Below are 16,639 nucleotides of genomic sequence, written 5' to 3'. Positions count from 1 at the left end.
GAGTCTGCGCATGAGCCAACGCCTCGTCATTTTCGACACCACCCTGCGTGACGGCGAACAAAGCCCCGGCGCGTCGATGACGCGCGAGGAAAAGCTGCGCGTCGCGCGCCAGCTCGAACGCATGCGCGTCGACGTGATCGAGGCCGGCTTCGCCGCCGCGTCGCCCGGTGACTTCGACGCCATCCACGCCATCGCCGAGACGATCAAGGACTCGACGGTCTGTTCGCTGGCGCGTGCCAACGAGAACGACATTCGTCGTGCCGGCGAGGCGATCCGCCCGGCGGCGTCGGGACGAATCCACACTTTCATCGCCACCAGCCCGATCCACATGGAGAAGAAGCTGCGCATGAGCCCCGACCAAGTCGTCGAGGCAGCGGTGCGCGCGGTCAAGCTGGCGCGCGAATACACCGGCGATGTCGAATTCTCGGCCGAGGACGCGGTGCGCTCCGATTTCGATTTCCTGGTGCGTATCTTCGACGCGGTGATCCAGGCCGGCGCGACGACGATCAACGTTCCCGATACCGTCGGCTATTCGATTCCCGAAGTCTGGGGCGAGCGCATGCGCTCGCTGATCGAGCGCGTGCCGGGCGCCGACAAGGTGGTCTGGTCGACGCACTGTCATAACGACCTCGGCATGGCCGTTGCCAACTCGCTGGCGGCGGTGCTCGCCGGCGCGCGTCAGGTCGAATGCACGATCAACGGCCTCGGCGAGCGTGCCGGCAACGCCTCGCTCGAAGAAGTGGTGATGGCGGTGAAGACGCGCTCCGACCTGTTCCCGGTCGAGACGCGCATCGACACCACGCAGATCGTTCCGGCGTCGAAGCTGATCTCGCAGATCACCGGCTACCCGGTACAGCCGAACAAGGCCATCGTCGGCGCCAACGCCTTCGCGCACGAGTCGGGAATCCACCAGGACGGCGTCTTGAAGCACCGTGAAACCTACGAAATCATGCGCGCGCAGGACGTTGGCTGGGCGCAGAACAAGCTGGTGCTCGGCAAGCACTCCGGGCGCAACGCGTTCAAGACGCGGCTCGCCGAACTGGGCATCGAACTCGCTGGCGACGAAGCGGTGAACGCCGCCTTCTCCCGCTTCAAAGAGCTTGCTGACAAGAAACACGAAATCTTCGACGAAGACTTGCAGGCGCTGGCCAGCGACGAACAAGTGCTGGCCGGGCAGGAACACTACAAGCTCGTCTATTCGCGCGTCCACTCGGAAACGGGCGAGCCGCCGGTGGCCGAACTCACCTTCCTCGTTGCCGGGGTCGAGGAGCGTGCGATGTCGACGGGTAGCGGACCGGTCGACGCGAGCTTCCGCGCCATCGAGAGCGTCGCCGCCAGCGGCGCGGAACTGCTGCTTTATTCGGTGAACGCGATCACTACCGGAACCGACGCGCAGGGCGAAGTCACGGTACGTCTGGCGAAAAACGGGCGGGTGGTCAATGGCGCGGGCGCCGATACCGACATCGTTATCGCTTCGGCCAAGGCCTATCTGAACGCCCTGAACAAGCTGCACTCCTCATTCGAGCGCGTGAATCCGCAGGGCGACGTATGAGGCGGGGGCTGACGCCCCTCGCGTGCAGGATTCAGGCTCAGGCGTCCGCCGCCGGCGGCTCGGCGGCGGCTTGCGCCGATGGGCGCGAGTAGTAGGCGAAGGCGACGCTGCCGACAAAAAAGATCAGGCAGAGCGCCGTTTCAATGCCGGCCAGCACCTGCGAAAGCCCGTGGTCGCTCATCGCCCGCACGATGCCCTCGGTGAAGTAGGCCAGAATCAGCATTGATGCCCACTGGTAGGTATAACGGCGGCCGGTGAGAATGCCGCGCAGCGGTATCAGCAAGGGTACGCATTTCAGCGCCAGCCAGGAGCCGCCGGCTTGCACCGGGGCCAAGCGTAATTCCCAGGCGAGGCAGAGGAAGATCAGCGCGATCAGGCTGGCGGCGGAAGCGCGCAGGGCGAGTCGGATCATGGGGGTAGGGTCACGGTAGGGGGATAGGGCGCGGGCTGGCGCGGCTGAGAGAACGCGGCGGGAGGCGTGGTGGGCGTAGCAATCGCTGTTGCGTCGTCGCTCCGTCAGCCTTCACGCAGCCGGCGGGCAATGTCGGCGAGGCGGCGCCCTTGGGCAAAGGCCAGCGCGCGTTCGTCATCCGACAACAGCGGGTCGCCGTCAGTGCCCGCGACGTGGCTGGCACCGTACGGCGTGCCGCCGCGCTGCGTGGCGCTCAGCGCGCTTTCAGTGAAGGGGATGCCGACGAGCAGCATGCCGTGATGCAGCAGCGGCAACATCATCGACACCAGCGTCGTCTCTTGGCCGCCGTGCATGCTGCCGGACGACGTGAAGACGCAGGCCGGCTTGCCGGCGAGAGTGCCATTGGCCCATTGCGTGATCGTGCCGTCCCAGAAGTACTTCATCGGCGCCGCCATGGCACCGAAGCGCGTCGGGCTGCCGAGGGCGAGGCCGGCGCATTCCTCGAGATCGCTCGCTTCGACAAACGGCGCGCCAGCGACGGGGACGGGCGGTTCGATCGTGGTGCACACGCTGGCAACGCGCGGAACGGTGCGCAAACGCGCGCCGCAACCGGGCTGCGACTCAATGCCGCGCGCAATCTGTTGCGCCAGGGCGCGTACCGATCCGCGGTGGCTGTAGTAGAGGACGAGGATTTCCAGCATCCGGCTATTATAGCGGCGGTGTGTCACGGCTCTGTGCCCAGTGCTCCGCACGGCCCGGCGATGCAGCGCAGACGCGTCGCCTTAGGCAATTGTTTGAACGCTGGCGTGGCTCGTGTCGCCGGCGTTTGCTGCTCCTGTTGCACGCCGTGGCGTGTTTGTCAGCGGTTGCGGGGCTTTCGTTGTGGCTGATTTCTTCTCTTGCGTGGATGTGCGCATGTCTGTTTTCGTAAGGCGGGTTTTTCGCGATGAGCGCCCTGAGGCGCCACGTGGCTGCGTGCGTCTGGCGTCGGCGATGGGGGATGATGTCGTGCGGAGTGCGCGATGATCGGTCTGGCGCGGGGCGGGCGTGGGCGCGCCTTTGTGCGGCGCGTCGCGCAACGCTTCTCGGAGGAGAATCTGGATGAGGTGAGCGCCAGTCTGGCCTTTACGACCCTGCTTTCCCTCGTGCCGCTGGTGGCGCTGAGTCTGAGTCTGGCGACGCTGCTGCCCGCGTTCCCGTCGCTGGCCGATCAGCTGGATCGCTATTTGGTGCGCAACTTGCTGCCGGAAGGCTCGGCGGGGTTGATCGCCCGCTATATCCTGGAGTTTTCGCACAAGGCGGCTCGGGTGACCGTCGTCGGCTTGCTGTTGCTCGCGGCAACCGCCTTCCTGTTGTTGCTGACGATTGAGCGCGCCTTCAATAACGTCTGGGGGGTGACGGAGCGGCGTCGCTGGTGGCAGCGTCTGCGTCTTTACTCCGGGCTGATCGTGCTCTGGCCGCTGGCCTTGGGCGCGGTTGCCGCAGCGGTGTCCTATGCGGTCACCGTCTCCCTCGGCTTGGTCGATGAATCGCCCTGGTTGCGACGTCTGCTGTTCAAGGCGCTTGGCGTGCTCTTGCCGACCCTGTTCTTTGGCGGACTGTATTACGTCGTGCCGAATGTGCGCGTGCGTGTGCGTGACGCGGCCTGGGCGGGCTTCATCGCCGCGCTCGCTTTCGTGCTGATGCAGAAGGCGTTCGAGGTATACCTGCAGCAATTCCCCTCGTACCAGACGATCTATGGCGCCTTTTCGACGGTGCCGATCTTCCTGATCTGGCTGTATCTATCGTGGGCGGTGGTGCTGCTGGGGGCGTTGCTGGCGGCGACATTGCCGGAGTTTCGCACCGACGATTCGGCGACTGACGGGTGAGTTTGGTTCGCCTCGCGGTGCCGGCTGATGCGATCTTTTCCTGTTGTGCACGGCGCACGTCAGCCCCCGCGGCGAGGCTGTTGGCGCGATAGTGGAATATCTGCTTGTTTCTCGGTGCTTTGTTGTTATAATCCTGCCCTTTTTCTGATTTCGGAAGAGAGCGACATGGTTGTCATTCGTCTGGCTCGCGGTGGTGCGAAAAAGCGCCCCTTTTATAATCTGGTGGTTGCAGATTCCCGTACTCGCCGCGATGGCCGTTTCATCGAGCGCATCGGCTTCTACAATCCCGTGGCTTCGGCTGCCGAAGAAGGTCTGCGCATCGCTGCGGATCGTCTGAACTACTGGCAGCAACAAGGTGCCCAGCTGTCGCCGACGGTAGCCCGTCTGGTCAAGCAAGCTGGCGCCAAAGCCGCTGCCTGAGTTTTCTCGCTTGTCTTTGCCGCCACGCGAATCTGCCGAGGTGGCGCTGACAGCCGCCGCGCCGGGTGATTCTGCGTCCGGCGACATGGTCGTTCTCGGCAAGGTTGTTGACGCGTACGGAATTCGTGGTGCGCTGCGGGTTCATCCGTTTGCGGATGATCCGGCGGCGTGGGCGAAGCTGCCGGTGTGGCGTATCGGTCGTGAAGGCGAAGCGCCAGAGAACTGGCGCGAAGTGCGCGTCCTGCGCGCGCGCCTGCACAGCGGTGTCGTGGTGGCCGATCTTGAAGGCGTGGTTGGGCGTTCGGCAGCGGAAGCCCTGCATGGCGCCCTTGTCGGCGTGCCGCGCGCAGGCCTTCCGCCGACGGCGGACGACGAGTTCTACTGGGCCGATCTGATCGGCTTGGAAGTCGTGAACACGCGCGACGAAGTTCTCGGGCGTGTGCTGGGTTTGATCGAGACCGGGGCGAACGACGTGTTGCGTGTCGGGCAGCCGGGGGTGACCGACCTGGTGGCGGAGAAGTTGTTGCCGTTCGTGGCCGCGGTCGTTCTCGAGGTCGATGTGCCGGCAGGTCGGGTGCGCGTCGACTGGGAAGCCGACTGGTGACAGCTGAAACGCCTGCGACGTTGTCAGAGTCTGTCGGGTCGGATGTCTCTGCCGTGCCGGCGACGGTGCTGCTGGATGCCGTGACGCTATTTCCGGAGATGTTTGCCGCGCTGACCCAGTCGGGGGTGTCGCGGCGGGCGTACGAGAACGGCGTCTGGCAGTTGGGGCTGATCAATCCGCGCGATTTCACGGCGGATGAGCGGCGTACGGTCGATGAGCGTCCTTACGGTGGCGGCCCTGGCATGGTCATGCTGGCGGCACCTCTCGAAGCGGCGATTACGGCGGCACGAGAGCGCCAGCGTCAGGCTGGGGCGCGCGGCAGTCGGGTCATTTACCTGTCGCCGCAAGGCGAGCCGCTGACCCATCGCCGTGTCTGCGAACTGGCGGACGAGGTACAGCAGGGTAGCGGTCTGGTGATGCTGTGCGGCCGTTATGAAGGAATCGACGAGCGACTGATCGAGCGCTGCGTTGACGAGGAAATTTCGATCGGTGATTTCGTGCTTTCCGGTGGCGAAATTCCGGCGATGGCGTTGATCGACGCCATCGTGCGGCAGCTGCCGGGGGTGTTGCATGACGCAGAGTCGGCGCAGCAGGATTCTTTCTGCGACGGTCTGCTCGATTGCCCGCATTACACGCGGCCGGAGACGTACGCCGGCCAGTCGGTGCCGGAGGTGTTACTTTCCGGTCACCACGAAGACATTCGTCGCTGGCGCCTGCAGCAGGCGCTGGGGCGGACGTGGCAGCGTCGTCCCGAGTTGTTGGCGGGGCGCGTGCTGTCGAAGGAAGAGGCGCGGCTTCTGGCGCAGTTTCAGGCGCAGCAAGCGTAGTCGTAGTCTCTCCGCAAGAGTGCGCAACTCCCGCCGGTCGCAGGGGAGCAATGCGGTCAGACAAGCACAAAGGAGCATCACTAATGAATCTGATTGAGCAACTCGAACAGGAAGAAATCGCCCGTCTGGGCAAGACCATCCCCAGCTTCGCGCCGGGTGACACCGTTGTCGTTCAGGTGAAGGTCAAGGAAGGTACGCGTGAGCGTCTGCAGGCTTACGAAGGCGTCGTTATCGCCAAGCGTAACCGTGGGCTGAACTCCAACTTCGTCGTGCGCAAGATTTCGTCGGGCGAAGGCGTCGAGCGTACGTTCCAGACCTACTCGCCGCTGGTGGCTGCGATTGAAGTCAAGCGTCGTGGCGACGTGCGTCGTGCCAAGCTGTACTACCTCCGCGAGCGTTCGGGCAAGTCTGCGCGCATCAAGGAAAAGCTGGTCGCGCGTCAGGCTTGAGCGTCAGCGTTGCCGACGCCGCCTCTGGCGGCGTGGTGACAGCGACAAAAAAGGCAGCGTCTTTCGGGACGCTGCCTTTTTTATTGGCGACGGCCTAGACCGTCGCCGTGGGCTTGGCTTGCCTCAGGACGTCGATTTCTCGATCTGCGCGTACGCCGAGTGGTTGTGGATCGATTCGAAGTTCTCGGACTCGACGGTGTAGGCGCGCACGCGCGGGTCGGCATTGAGCCGGGCGGCGACGTCGCGCACCATGTCTTCGACGAACTTCGGATTATCGTAGGCGCGCTCGGTGACGTATTTTTCGTCCGGCCGCTTGAGCAGGCCGAAGAGCTCGCAGGAGGCTTCGCTCTCGACCAATGCGACGATTTCCTCGATCCAGACGCGGCCATCGGCCGAGAGCGTCACCGTCACGTGTGAGCGCTGGTTGTGCGCGCCACGGTCGGCGATCTTCTTCGAGCACGGGCAGAGGCTGGTGACGGGGACGACGACGCGAATGCTCGACTCGATCTCGCCGTCGCGGATGTCGCCGATCAGTGTCACGTCGTAATCCATCAGGCTTTCGACGCCCGAGACGGGGGCCGATTTGTTGATGAAGAACGGGAAGCTCATCTCGATGTGGCCGGTTTCGGCCTCGAGGCGCTCGACCATGTGGCGCAGCATCACCGGGAAACTCTCGACCGAGACTTCGCGCTCCTCGGTGTTGAGGATCTCGACGAAGCGCGACATGTGGGTGCCCTTGAAGTTGTGCGGCAGACCCACGTACATGTTGAAGACAGCGATGGTGTGCTGGATGCCGCCCGACTTGTCGAGTACCTTCACCGGGTGGCGGATGGCCTTGATCCCGACTTTGTTGATGGCAATCCGGCGCGTGTCGGCCGAGCTCTGAACGTCGGCCATCGTCGTGTCGGTGCGGTGCTTCGGTGCGGACATGTTTTCTCCGGAAGGTGAGGCAGAACTCACGCCACCGTCCTCAGCAGGGGTTCGTCGCCGAGGCGTTCGCGCACGGTGCGGACGATGCCGGCCGGATCGAGGCCGATCTCGGCGAGCAGTAGCGTCTGGTCACCGTGGTCAATGAAACGGTCGGGCAGACCGAGACGAATCAGCGGCGTCGTGCAGCCCGCTTCTTCGAGAACGCGGGCGACTTCGGAGCCCGCGCCGCCGACCAGAGCGTTCTCTTCGATACTGACGAGCAGCGTGTGTCCGGCAGCGAGTTCGAGGATGAGTTCCCGGTCAATCGGTTTGACGAAGCGCATGTTGGCGACCGTCGCGCCGAGTTCTTCTGCCGCTTCGAGGGCGGGCTTGAGCATGCTGCCGAAGGCGAGCAGGGCGACCTTCTGGCCTTGCCGGCGCACTTCGCCACAGCCAATCGGCAACTCGTTGAGTTCCGGGTCGATGGCGACGCCCATACCCGTGCCGCGTGGGTAGCGCACAGCGGTCGGGCCGGGGTGGCGGAAGGCCGTCGTCAGCATCTTGCGGCATTCGTTTTCGTCCGCCGGCGTCATGATGACCATGTTCGGCAGGCAGGTGAGGAAGGAGAGATCGAAGACACCGTGGTGCGTCGGGCCGTCGGCGCCGACAATGCCGCCGCGGTCGAGCGCCATCATCACCGGCAGGTTCTGCAGGGCGATGTCGTGCACGACCTGGTCGTAAGCGCGTTGCAGGAAGGTCGAGTAGATCGCCAGCACCGGCTTCAGGCCTTCACAGGCAAGGCCGGCGGCGAAGGTTGCCGAGTGCTGCTCGGCAATGCCGACGTCGAAGTAGCGTTCCGGGTAGCGGCGGGCAAAACGGATCATCCCCGAGCCTTCGCCCATGGCCGGCGTGATGGCCACGAGGGACGGATCGGCCGCCGCCATGTCGCACAGCCAGTCGCCAAAGATCTGCGTGTAGGTCGGCTTGCCGCCGCCCTTGCCTTCGAGGATGCCGATTTCCGGCTGGAACTTGGAGACGCCGTGGTAGAGGATCGGATTCGCTTCCGCCTGCTCGTAGCCGTGGCCCTTCTTGGTGATCACGTGCAGGAACTGCGGCCCCTTGAGGTTCTTGAGGTTTTGCAGGGTCGGGATCAGCGATTCGAGGTCATGGCCGTCGATAGGGCCGATGTAGTTGAAACCGAATTCTTCGAACATCGTTCCGGGCGTCAGCATGCCTTTGACGTGCTCTTCGGCGCGGCGGGCGAATTCGAGCAGCGACGGGGCAACACCGAGCATCTTCTCGCCGGCGCGACGGGCGGCGTTGAAGGTGCTGCCGGAGAACAGACGGGCGAGGTGGCGGTTGAGCGCGCCGACCGGCGGCGAGATCGACATGTCGTTGTCGTTGAGTACGACCAGCATGTCGGCGTCGGCGACGCCGCCGTTGTTGAGTGCTTCAAACGCCTGACCGGCCGACATGGCGCCGTCGCCGATGATGGCGACCGTCTTGCGGTCTTCGCCCTTCAGATGCGCGGCAATGGCCATGCCGAGCGCGGCCGAGATCGAGGTCGAGGAGTGCCCGACGCCAAAGGTGTCGTACTCGCTTTCGCAGCGCTTCGGGAAGCCCGAAATGCCGGCGTGCATGCGCAGACGGCTCATGCCCTGCCGGCGACCGGTGAGCGCCTTGTGCGCGTAGGTCTGATGGCCGACGTCCCAGACCAGACGGTCGTATGGCGTGTCGAAAACGTAGTGCAGGGCGATCGTCAGTTCGACCGTGCCGAGGTTGGACGAGAGGTGGCCGCCGGTCTTCGAGACCGTGTCGACGAGGAAAGCACGTAACTCGTCGGCGAGTTGGGGCAGTTGTTTCCGGTCGAGTTCGCGCAGGGCGGACGGATCGTCGATGCTGCTGAGCAGCGGGTAGGCAGTCGTCGTGGTGGTCATGGCTATTCCCGGGCGCGTCGCCCTTGCGGACTAAAACTTGCGATGGGTGATGAAGTCGGTGAGCGCGATCAGGCGTTCGGCACGTGCGCCAAAGACACGCAGCGCATCCAGCGATTCTGCGCGCAATTCTTCGGCAAAGTGGCGCGCGCCACTCAGGCCCAGCAGGCTGACGTAGGTCGGTTTGTCGGCGGCGGCATCCTTGCCGGCCGTTTTGCCGAGCGTCGCGGTGTTGGCCGTGCAGTCGAGAATGTCGTCGACGACCTGGAAGAGCAGGCCGGCACGCCGCGCGTAGCGGTCGAGCGCGTTGCGCGCGTCGGCGCTCATGGCTTCGCCACAGAGCGCGCCGAGCAGCGTTGCGGCACGGATCAGGGCGCCGGTCTTCAGGGCGTGCATCAGTTCGAGTTCAGGCTGGTCGAGCGTCTTGCCGACGGAGCCGAGGTCGATGGCCTGACCGCCGGCCATGCCGAGCGAGCCGGAGGCGTGCGCCAGAAGGCGGATCATTTCGATCTGCCGCGCCGGATCGCCGAATACGTCGTGCGTCAGCAGTTCGAAGGCACAGGTTTGCAGGCTGTCGCCGACGAGAAGGGCAATCGGCTCGTCGAATTCGATGTGACAGGTCGGTCGGCCACGTCGCAGTACGTCGTCGTCCATGCACGGCAAATCGTCGTGGACCAGCGAGTAGACATGGATCAGTTCGACCGCGCAGGCGGCGGCTTCGAGGCGCTCCAGCGGTGCGCCGGTCAATTCGCCGGCCGCAAAGGCCAAGAGCGGGCGGACGCGCTTGCCGCCGCCGAGGCTGACGTAGCGCATGGCGTCGTGCAGACGTCCGGGAATGGCGTCCGACGAGGGCAGGAAGCGGCCAAGCGCCGCTTCGATATGCGCCTGAACGGCAGGCATCCAGTCGGCAAAGGCTGCCATCTGGCTCGGGGATTCGGGCACGGCGTGCGTGAGAGGGGCAGTAGGGGTGACGGCAGACGTCATCGGGGATTCACTCATCGGGATTCTCCCGCAGCGGCGCCAAAGTCGCGCAGGGCGCCGTTGTCGAGAATGCGCACGCGCTGTTCGGCGTCGGCGATCTGCCGTTGGCAGCGTTGCAAAAGTTCGGCGCCGCGCCGGTACGCGTTCAGGGACTCTTCCAGCGGCAGATCGCCACTTTCCATTTTTTCGACGATGGCTTCAAGTTCGGCGAGTGCCGATTCGAAGCTTGGGCCATCTTCTGCGGGGCGGTCGGAGGTGCCGTCGCCGCCCGTTTCGGTTGTGCTTTGCGACATGGGATAACAACCGGAGGAAACGCGACAAAATAGCGGAAAGGGGGCTTCTGGTCAAATACGAAGGCGGCTAGAATCGCTCCCTTTCTTGCCTGTCCGCGCCGCCGTTTCGCGGCCTTTTGCAGGCGCCCGCAACACCGCGTCACACGAGGGCTTGCGGGCTTTTCGCACCGGCGGCGGCGCGGGGGCGGCGGTGCTTCCGTCCGGGTGGCTGATCCGCGGTTTTACGGGGCCGGTGATCGGGCGCGGCGTTTCGTGGCCGGCGGTCTGGCGGCGATGCTGCGCACAGTGTGTATTTGCCGGTGTTTCTGGAGTGTTTCGTATGTCCCTGTCTCCCGTCGCGGACGCCCTTGTGCCGCCTGATTGCGAATCCGATTGCGTGCCCGGGTGTGCCTCCGAGCGTGCGTCTGATTGCGCCGCCGACATCGCCCTGCCGGCGCACTGTTACTCTGACGAAGCCTTGTTTGCGTTGGAGCAGGAGGTGTTTTTTGCCGCCGGGCCGGGGTATGTCGGCCACGAACTGATGGTGCCCGAGGTCGGGGACTACCGCTCCCTTGAGTGGTTCGATCATGCGCAACTGCTCGTGCGTGGCGATGATGGCGTGCGTTTGCTGTCGAACATTTGCCGGCATCGTCAGGCGATCATGTTGCAGGGGCAGGGCAAGGCGAAGCGTATCGTGTGTCCGCTGCACCGCTGGGCCTACGATACCGACGGCGATCTCGTTGGCGCGCCGCGTTTCAAGGAAAAGCCGTGCCTGTCCTTGCGGCGGCAGGCGGTGCAGTCCTGGCAAGGCCTGCTGTTTGCCGGCCCGCGCCCGGTTGCGGATGATCTGGCTGCGCTGCAGGGGGCGCCCTTCGATTTTTCGGGCTACCGTCTGGACCGCGTCGTTTTGCACGACTGCGACTACAACTGGAAGACCTTCATCGAGGTGTATCTCGAGGACTACCACGTCGCGCCGTTTCATCCCGGTTTGGGCAATTTCGTCACCTGCGACGATCTTCACTGGCAATTCGGTGCGCAGTTCTCTGTACAGCGTGTCGGCCTGACGCGCTTCGAGCGCAGCGGTTCGCCCGCCTATGCGCGCTGGCAGCAGGCTGTCCGCGACGCCTTCCCCGAAGCGCCGCCGCAGGGCGCGGTCTGGCTGACCCTGTATCCGAACGTGATGCTGGAGTGGTACCCGAACACGCTGGTGGTGTCGTCGCTCATCCCGTTGTCGCCGGGGCGCACGCGCAATGTCGTCGAGTTTTACTATCCGGCCGCAGTCGTGGCGGAAAACCGCGAATTCGTCGAGGCGCAGCAGGCGGCGTACCTCGAAACGGCGGTCGAGGACGACGAGATCGGCGAGCGCATGGATCGTGGCCGGCAGGCGCTGGTGCGTCAGGGACGCAGCGAGGTCGGGCCCTACCAGTCGCCGCTGGAAGACGGCATGCGCCACTTTCACGAGTACTACCGTCGGGTTATTGCCTCGTCGCCTGCGGGAGCCGCCCTGCTGACCGCTCCGTCGGCTGCGGCGGGGGCCGGTGCGTCGTCTCTCCATCGTTCTTCGCCTGACCCCGAGGTCTAGTCGCGCTGGCGGGCGTTGGCCGATGCTAGACTCCTCCCATATTCACCGGAGGTTGCCATGATCCTGACTGACCGCAGTTCTCAACGCGTTGAAATCACGGTGCTGGGCGAATTCACGCTCGCTGATTTCAAGGAATTCGAAGGCGTGTTCGATGCCGCACTGAAGGCGTCGGCGGCACAGGATCAGCCGCTCGACCTCTACTTCGACGTGCGGGAAATGGCTGGCGTGACGGTCGATGTGGCGTGGGAAGAAGTGGTGTTCTCGCGGGCGCACGGCAAGGATTTGCGTCGCATCGCCGTCGTGGCGGAACACCGCTGGGAGGCTTGGGCGGTCTGGCTGACCAAGCTGTCGGCCGCCGCTGAGTTCCGGGTCTTTGCCGATGCGCAGCACGCGCAGGCGTGGCTGGCGGCGTGAGGCAGACGATGGTTGCAAATGTGCAGGCAGATGTTCAGGTAGGCGCGGGTTTCGGCAGGGGGAACGGTTTTTCCACCCTGATCGACGCGGCGACTCTGGCGGCGCACGCGGGCGATGCTGACTGGCGGATTTTTGATTGCCGTCACCAGCTCGCGGACACCTCGTACGGCGAGCGGGCGTACGCCGAAGGGCATCTGCCTGGCGCGCATTTCCTGCATCTCGACCGCGATCTCTCGTCAGTCAAGACTGGCCGCAATGGCCGCCACCCACTCCCCGATCCCGCCGTGCTGGCGGAGCGTCTGGCCGCTGCCGGTGTCGGCGAATCGACGCAGGTTATCGCCTATGACGACGCAGGCGGCATGATGGCCGGGCGCCTGTGGTGGTTGTTGCGCTGGCTGGGGCACCGTCGGGTGGCGGTGCTTGATGGCGGCGTCGCCGCCTGGTTGCGGGCGGGGTTGCCGCTGACCAGCGAATTGCCCGGCGCCAGCGCACGCGCGCTCTTGCCGCTACCGTCGGCGCAGGATTTGCAGGCGGCAGTGGTCGATGCGCCAACGATTGTCGCGGCGCTCGGCAGCGATCAACACTGCCTGATCGACGCGCGTGGCGCCGATCGCTTTCGTGGCGAGAACGAGACGATCGATCCGGTTGGCGGCCATATTCCTGGGGCACGGAATCGCTTCTTCGGCGGCAACCTCACGCCTGAGGGGACGTTCCGTCCGGCGGACGAGCTGCGCCGCGAGTGGCTGGACGTGCTCGACGGCGTCCCGCCGTCGCAGGTGGTGTGTTACTGCGGATCGGGCGTTTCCGCCTGCCACAACCTGCTCGCGCTGGAAATCGCCGGCCTCGCCGGCGCCCGGCTCTATCCGGGCTCGTGGAGCGAATGGTGTACGCCCGGCGACGACGGCTTGCCGCGACGGCCCATCGCCCGCTGAAGGGTGACTGATTTCGACGGCTGCCGCCGGTAGCTGGCTTTCGCCCTTTGCACCGCACCGGGTGAATAGAGAAAGGCCGGGGCGCCCGATGTCCGGCAACGACGCCCCGGCGCCCCTCGGCCCCGGTTCAGTTCGCGGCTAGAGACTGACGGCGAGGCGCGTTCCCTGATCGATGGCGCGCTTGGCGTCGAGTTCGCTGGCGAGGTCGGCGCCGCCGATCAGCGACAGTTCAACGCCCGCGTCCCGCAAGCCGGCTTCCAGATCGCGGCATGGGTCTTGGCCGGCGCAGACGACAATGGTGTCGACCGGCAGGCATTCGTCGCGGCCGTCGCGGTGGATGTGCAGACCGGCGTCGTCGATGCGCAGATAGCTGACGCCGGCAAACATATGCACACCACGGTTCTTGAGCAGCGTGCGGCGAATCCAGCCCGTGGTTTTTGCCAGACCATCGCCGACTTTGGCGATCTTGCGTTGCAGCAGCCACACTTCACGGCTCGGCGTCGCGCCGCTCGGGGCGGTGAGGCCGCCACGGCCAGCGAACGTGGGATCGATGCCCCATTCCGCCTGAAAGCCGGCAATGCCGCCGTGCGCGCTGGCGGTGGCCGAGTGCGTCAGCCATTCGGCAATATCAAAGCCGATGCCGCCGGCGCCGATGATGGCGACGCGCGCACCTGCCTCGCGGCGGCCTTCGATGAGATCGATGTAGCGCACGACGGAGTTGTGGTCGATGCCGGGGATGTCGGGCGTGCGCGGCACGATGCCGGTAGCGAGGACGACGTGATCGAAGCCCGCGCCTTGCAACGTGGCGACGTCGACGCGCGTGCCGAGGCGCCGCGTCACGCCTGCCCGCGCCAGACGACGGTCGAAGTAGCGCAGGGTTTCGGCGAACTCTTCCTTGCCGGGGATCTTGCGCGCCAGATTGAACTGCCCGCCGAGGCAGGGGGCGGCGTCGAAGAGCGTGACCTGATGGCCGCGCTCTGCGGCCGTGGCGGCGCAGGCCATGCCGGCCGGGCCGGCGCCGACGACGGCAATGCGTCGCGGCGTGCTCGTCGCCGCGATGCGCAGCTCGGTTTCGTGACAGGCGCGCGGATTGACGAGGCAGGAGCACAACTGCCCGGCAAAGATCTGGTCGAGGCAGGCCTGATTGCAGGCGATGCAGGTGTTGATCTCGTCGGCCCGCGCGGCGGCGGCCTTGGCCATGAACTCGGGGTCGGCGAGGAAGGGGCGCGCCATCGACACCATGTCGGCGGCGCCGGAAGCGAGCACCTGCTCCGCCGTTTCGGGCGTGTTGATGCGGTTGGTGGCGACCAGCGGAATTTTTACCCGGCCCTTCAGGCGCTGCGTCACCCAGGCGAAGGCGGCGCGCGGCACCATCGTCGCGATGGTCGGGATGCGCGCTTCGTGCCAGCCGATGCCGGTGTTGATGATCGTTGCGCCGGCGGCTTCGATCGCCTGCGCCAGCGCGACGATCTCGTCCCAACTGCTGCCGCCTTCGACCAGATCGAGCATCGACAGGCGGAAGATGATGATGAAGTCGTCGCCGGCGGCGGCGCGCACGCGGCGCACCGCTTCGACGGCGAAACGGATGCGGTTCTCGAAGACGCCGCCCCAGCGGTCGTCGCGCTGGTTGGTCTGCGGCGCGATGAACTGGTTGATCAGGTAGCCTTCGGAGCCCATCACTTCGACGCCGTCGTAGCCGGCGAGCCGTGCCAGCGAGGCACAGCGGGCGTAGTCGCCAAGCGTACGTTCGATGTCGTCTTCGCTCATGGCGCGCGGACGTACCGGCGAAATCGGCGCCTGCAGCGCCGACGGGGCGACGGCGCCCTTGTGGAAGGCGTAGCGGCCGACGTGCAGGATCTGCAGCGCGATCTTGCCGCCTTCGGCGTGCACGGCGTCGGTGACGCGGCGGTGTTTCTCGGCGTGTGCCTCTGTTTCGAGCGCGGCCGCGCCCGGCATGACGACGCCTTCCTGATTCGGCGCGATGCCGCCGGTGACGATCAGGCCGACGCCGCCGCGTGCGCGTTCGGCGTAAAACGCCGCCAGTCGCGTGAATCCGCCGGGTGCTTCTTCGAGGCCGGTGTGCATGGAACCCATCAAGGCCCGGTTTTTCAGGGTGGTGAATCCCAGATCAAGCGGGGCGAAGAGGTGCGGGTAGGGAGTGTCGGTCGCAGCGTGCAGCGGGGTGGCACAGCTCATGAGTCATGTCTCCGGGTATTGATTTTATTTGGGTTTTTGCGGGCGGGCGTCGGTGGTCATTGTCGCAGACGGTGCCTCGTCGCATGCGTCCGGATTATTGCTGCTCGCCCGATAGGCGGCAAGGCGCCCGTCGGGCAGCGTGCTGCGCCTGCGCCCAGGCGACGTGTTCTCGCACCAGCGCGGAGTCGTCGTTGGCGCGGCTGGCGAGTGCGGCGAGGATGTCTGGTGTGCTTTCAGCGTTGCCGAGCGCGACGGCGATATTGCGCAGCCAGCGCTCGTGGCCGATGCGCCGGATCGGGCTGCCGGCCAGTCGCGTCTCGAAATCATCGGCGCTCCACGCAAACAGCGCGCTCAGCGGCGCCGCGTCGAGGTCGTGGCGGACGGCGAAATCGGCGTCGCCAATACGCGCAAAGCGGTTCCACGGACAGACCGCCTGACAGTCGTCGCAGCCGTAGATGCGCGAGCCGACGAGCGGTCGGAATTCGGGCGGAATCGGCCCGTGCAGTTCGATGGTGAGATAGGAAATGCAGCGCCGGGCATCGACCTCGTAGGGGGCGACGATGGCGCCGGTCGGGCAGCCGTCGAGGCAACGTTGGCAGCGGCCGCAATGCTCGGCGACGGGCGCGTCCTGTGGCAGCGGCAAGGTGGTGTACAACTCGCCCAGAAAGCGCCAGGACCCCTGCCTGGTCAGCGAGAGCGTGTGCTTACCGCGCCAGCCGATACCGGCAAGGCGCGAAAACTCGACTTCGAGCACGGGTGCCGAGTCGGCGAAGGCGCGTGCCGCGAACGTGCGACGAATTACCTCGGCGTCGCTGCCGCTGGCGTCCTGCTCGATCTCGGCGAGCAGACACTCGGCGAGCTTTTGCAGGCGGCGGCGCAGGCTCTTGTGATAATCACGACCCCGCGCGTAACGCGAAATCGTGGCGACGCTGCCGGGGGTGGGCAGCGCCGTGGTCTCGCGGTCGGTGAGTGCCCGCTCGGCCTCGCGCTCCTGCTGCCAGTAGGGAAGACTCACCGAGATGACCGAGCGCACGCCCGTGAGCAGCAACTCCGGGCGACAGCGCAGGTCGACGTTTCTCGCCATATAATCCATGCCGCCGTGGCGCCCAAGCTCCAGCCAGCGCAGGAAGCCCGGCGTTGCCGCCGACACGTCGAGGCCGGCGATGCCGACGTCGGCAAAGCCCAGTTCCTGACCCCACGCCTTGATCTTGCGTGCGAGTTCGGCCCAGTTCCGTTGCTGCTGCGGCGCATGTGCGTCGGAGGGCATTTCCGTAGGAGAGTCTTCAT

17 protein-coding genes are annotated in these 16,639 nt (G+C 65.6%); 9 read left to right on the top strand and 8 right to left on the bottom strand.

The window, feature by feature from the left end; genetic code table 11:
• Nucleotides 1-10: 10 nt before the first annotated feature.
• Nucleotides 11-1,552 (top strand): 2-isopropylmalate synthase, encoded by a 1,542-nt coding sequence (locus GHK24_RS07825; protein WP_153471656.1) that lies wholly within the window; start codon nucleotides 11-13, stop codon nucleotides 1,550-1,552.
• A gap of 37 nt (nucleotides 1,553-1,589) precedes the next feature.
• Here GHK24_RS07825 and GHK24_RS07820 read toward each other — a convergent pair whose 3' ends face one another.
• Together GHK24_RS07820 and wrbA are read right to left on the bottom strand one after the other, a co-directional pair.
• Nucleotides 1,590-1,964, bottom strand: coding sequence for a DUF2069 domain-containing protein (locus tag GHK24_RS07820; RefSeq protein WP_153471653.1), 375 nt, complete (start codon nucleotides 1,962-1,964; stop codon nucleotides 1,590-1,592).
• Nucleotides 1,965-2,068: 104 nt separating this feature from the next.
• The gene (gene wrbA / locus GHK24_RS07815) at nucleotides 2,069-2,665 is read right to left on the bottom strand and encodes an NAD(P)H:quinone oxidoreductase (RefSeq protein ID WP_153471650.1); all 597 of its coding nucleotides are present in this window, start codon (nucleotides 2,663-2,665) and stop codon (nucleotides 2,069-2,071) included.
• 321 nt (nucleotides 2,666-2,986) lie between these two features.
• Here wrbA and GHK24_RS07810 point away from each other — a divergent pair, with 321 nt between their 5' ends.
• From GHK24_RS07810 to rplS, 5 genes are all read left to right on the top strand, one after another.
• Nucleotides 2,987-3,832, top strand: a complete 846-nt coding sequence (locus GHK24_RS07810) for a YihY family inner membrane protein (RefSeq protein ID WP_153471647.1) — start codon at nucleotides 2,987-2,989, stop codon at nucleotides 3,830-3,832.
• Nucleotides 3,833-3,997: 165 nt separating this feature from the next.
• A complete protein-coding gene (rpsP, locus tag GHK24_RS07805; protein WP_153471645.1) occupies nucleotides 3,998-4,252 on the top strand; it encodes a 30S ribosomal protein S16 in 255 nt (84 codons plus the stop codon).
• A gap of 10 nt (nucleotides 4,253-4,262) precedes the next feature.
• Nucleotides 4,263-4,856 carry a ribosome maturation factor RimM gene (rimM, locus tag GHK24_RS07800; RefSeq protein WP_228384604.1) on the top strand — a complete coding sequence of 198 codons (594 nt, stop codon included), beginning with the start codon at nucleotides 4,263-4,265 and terminating at the stop codon, nucleotides 4,854-4,856.
• A 20-nt stretch (nucleotides 4,857-4,876) separates the two neighbouring features.
• Complete coding sequence (gene trmD / locus GHK24_RS07795; protein ID WP_228384603.1) at nucleotides 4,877-5,683, top strand: tRNA (guanosine(37)-N1)-methyltransferase TrmD; 807 nt, start codon at nucleotides 4,877-4,879, stop codon at nucleotides 5,681-5,683.
• Nucleotides 5,684-5,766: 83 nt separating this feature from the next.
• A complete protein-coding gene (gene rplS / locus GHK24_RS07790) occupies nucleotides 5,767-6,132 on the top strand; it encodes a 50S ribosomal protein L19 (RefSeq protein WP_153471643.1) in 366 nt (121 codons plus the stop codon).
• A gap of 123 nt (nucleotides 6,133-6,255) precedes the next feature.
• Here the strand turns inward: rplS and folE2 are convergent, their stop codons facing one another.
• The 4 genes from folE2 to GHK24_RS07770 form a co-directional block, all read right to left on the bottom strand.
• Nucleotides 6,256-7,062: a GTP cyclohydrolase FolE2 gene (gene folE2, locus GHK24_RS07785; protein WP_153471641.1), complete on the bottom strand. Its 807-nt coding sequence runs from the start codon at nucleotides 7,060-7,062 to the stop codon at nucleotides 6,256-6,258.
• 26 nt (nucleotides 7,063-7,088) lie between these two features.
• Complete coding sequence (gene dxs, locus GHK24_RS07780) at nucleotides 7,089-8,978, bottom strand: 1-deoxy-D-xylulose-5-phosphate synthase (RefSeq protein WP_153471639.1); 1,890 nt, start codon at nucleotides 8,976-8,978, stop codon at nucleotides 7,089-7,091.
• A 30-nt stretch (nucleotides 8,979-9,008) separates the two neighbouring features.
• Nucleotides 9,009-9,896, bottom strand: a complete 888-nt coding sequence (locus GHK24_RS07775) for a polyprenyl synthetase family protein (RefSeq protein WP_153471915.1) — start codon at nucleotides 9,894-9,896, stop codon at nucleotides 9,009-9,011.
• A 74-nt stretch (nucleotides 9,897-9,970) separates the two neighbouring features.
• Complete coding sequence (locus tag GHK24_RS07770) at nucleotides 9,971-10,249, bottom strand: exodeoxyribonuclease VII small subunit (RefSeq protein WP_153471637.1); 279 nt, start codon at nucleotides 10,247-10,249, stop codon at nucleotides 9,971-9,973.
• 319 nt (nucleotides 10,250-10,568) lie between these two features.
• Here GHK24_RS07770 and GHK24_RS07765 point away from each other — a divergent pair, with 319 nt between their 5' ends.
• Genes GHK24_RS07765 through GHK24_RS07755 form a run of 3 tightly spaced genes read left to right on the top strand, consistent with a single transcriptional unit; the run spans nucleotide 10,569 to nucleotide 13,156 of the window.
• Nucleotides 10,569-11,810, top strand: a complete 1,242-nt coding sequence (locus tag GHK24_RS07765; RefSeq protein WP_153471635.1) for an aromatic ring-hydroxylating oxygenase subunit alpha — start codon at nucleotides 10,569-10,571, stop codon at nucleotides 11,808-11,810.
• Nucleotides 11,811-11,867: 57 nt separating this feature from the next.
• Nucleotides 11,868-12,224, top strand: coding sequence for a SpoIIAA family protein (locus GHK24_RS07760; protein ID WP_153471632.1), 357 nt, complete (start codon nucleotides 11,868-11,870; stop codon nucleotides 12,222-12,224).
• Between the two features lie 8 nt (nucleotides 12,225-12,232).
• Complete coding sequence (locus GHK24_RS07755) at nucleotides 12,233-13,156, top strand: sulfurtransferase (RefSeq protein ID WP_153471629.1); 924 nt, start codon at nucleotides 12,233-12,235, stop codon at nucleotides 13,154-13,156.
• A gap of 138 nt (nucleotides 13,157-13,294) precedes the next feature.
• On the opposite strand, the gene GHK24_RS07750 is transcribed toward GHK24_RS07755, so the two are convergent.
• Nucleotides 13,295-15,352: an NADPH-dependent 2,4-dienoyl-CoA reductase gene (locus tag GHK24_RS07750; RefSeq protein WP_153471626.1), complete on the bottom strand. Its 2,058-nt coding sequence runs from the start codon at nucleotides 15,350-15,352 to the stop codon at nucleotides 13,295-13,297.
• A 94-nt stretch (nucleotides 15,353-15,446) separates the two neighbouring features.
• Nucleotides 15,447-16,619 carry a tRNA epoxyqueuosine(34) reductase QueG gene (queG, locus tag GHK24_RS07745; RefSeq protein WP_228384602.1) on the bottom strand — a complete coding sequence of 391 codons (1,173 nt, stop codon included), beginning with the start codon at nucleotides 16,617-16,619 and terminating at the stop codon, nucleotides 15,447-15,449.
• Nucleotides 16,620-16,639 lie beyond the last annotated feature (20 nt).

The sequence above is a fragment of the Rhodocyclus gracilis genome, from assembly GCF_009617575.1.
GTDB classification, from domain to species: domain Bacteria; phylum Pseudomonadota; class Gammaproteobacteria; order Burkholderiales; family Rhodocyclaceae; genus Rhodocyclus; species Rhodocyclus gracilis.
Note: the sequence above shows the minus strand (reverse complement) of the source record. Positions and strands in the feature narration are given on the sequence as shown.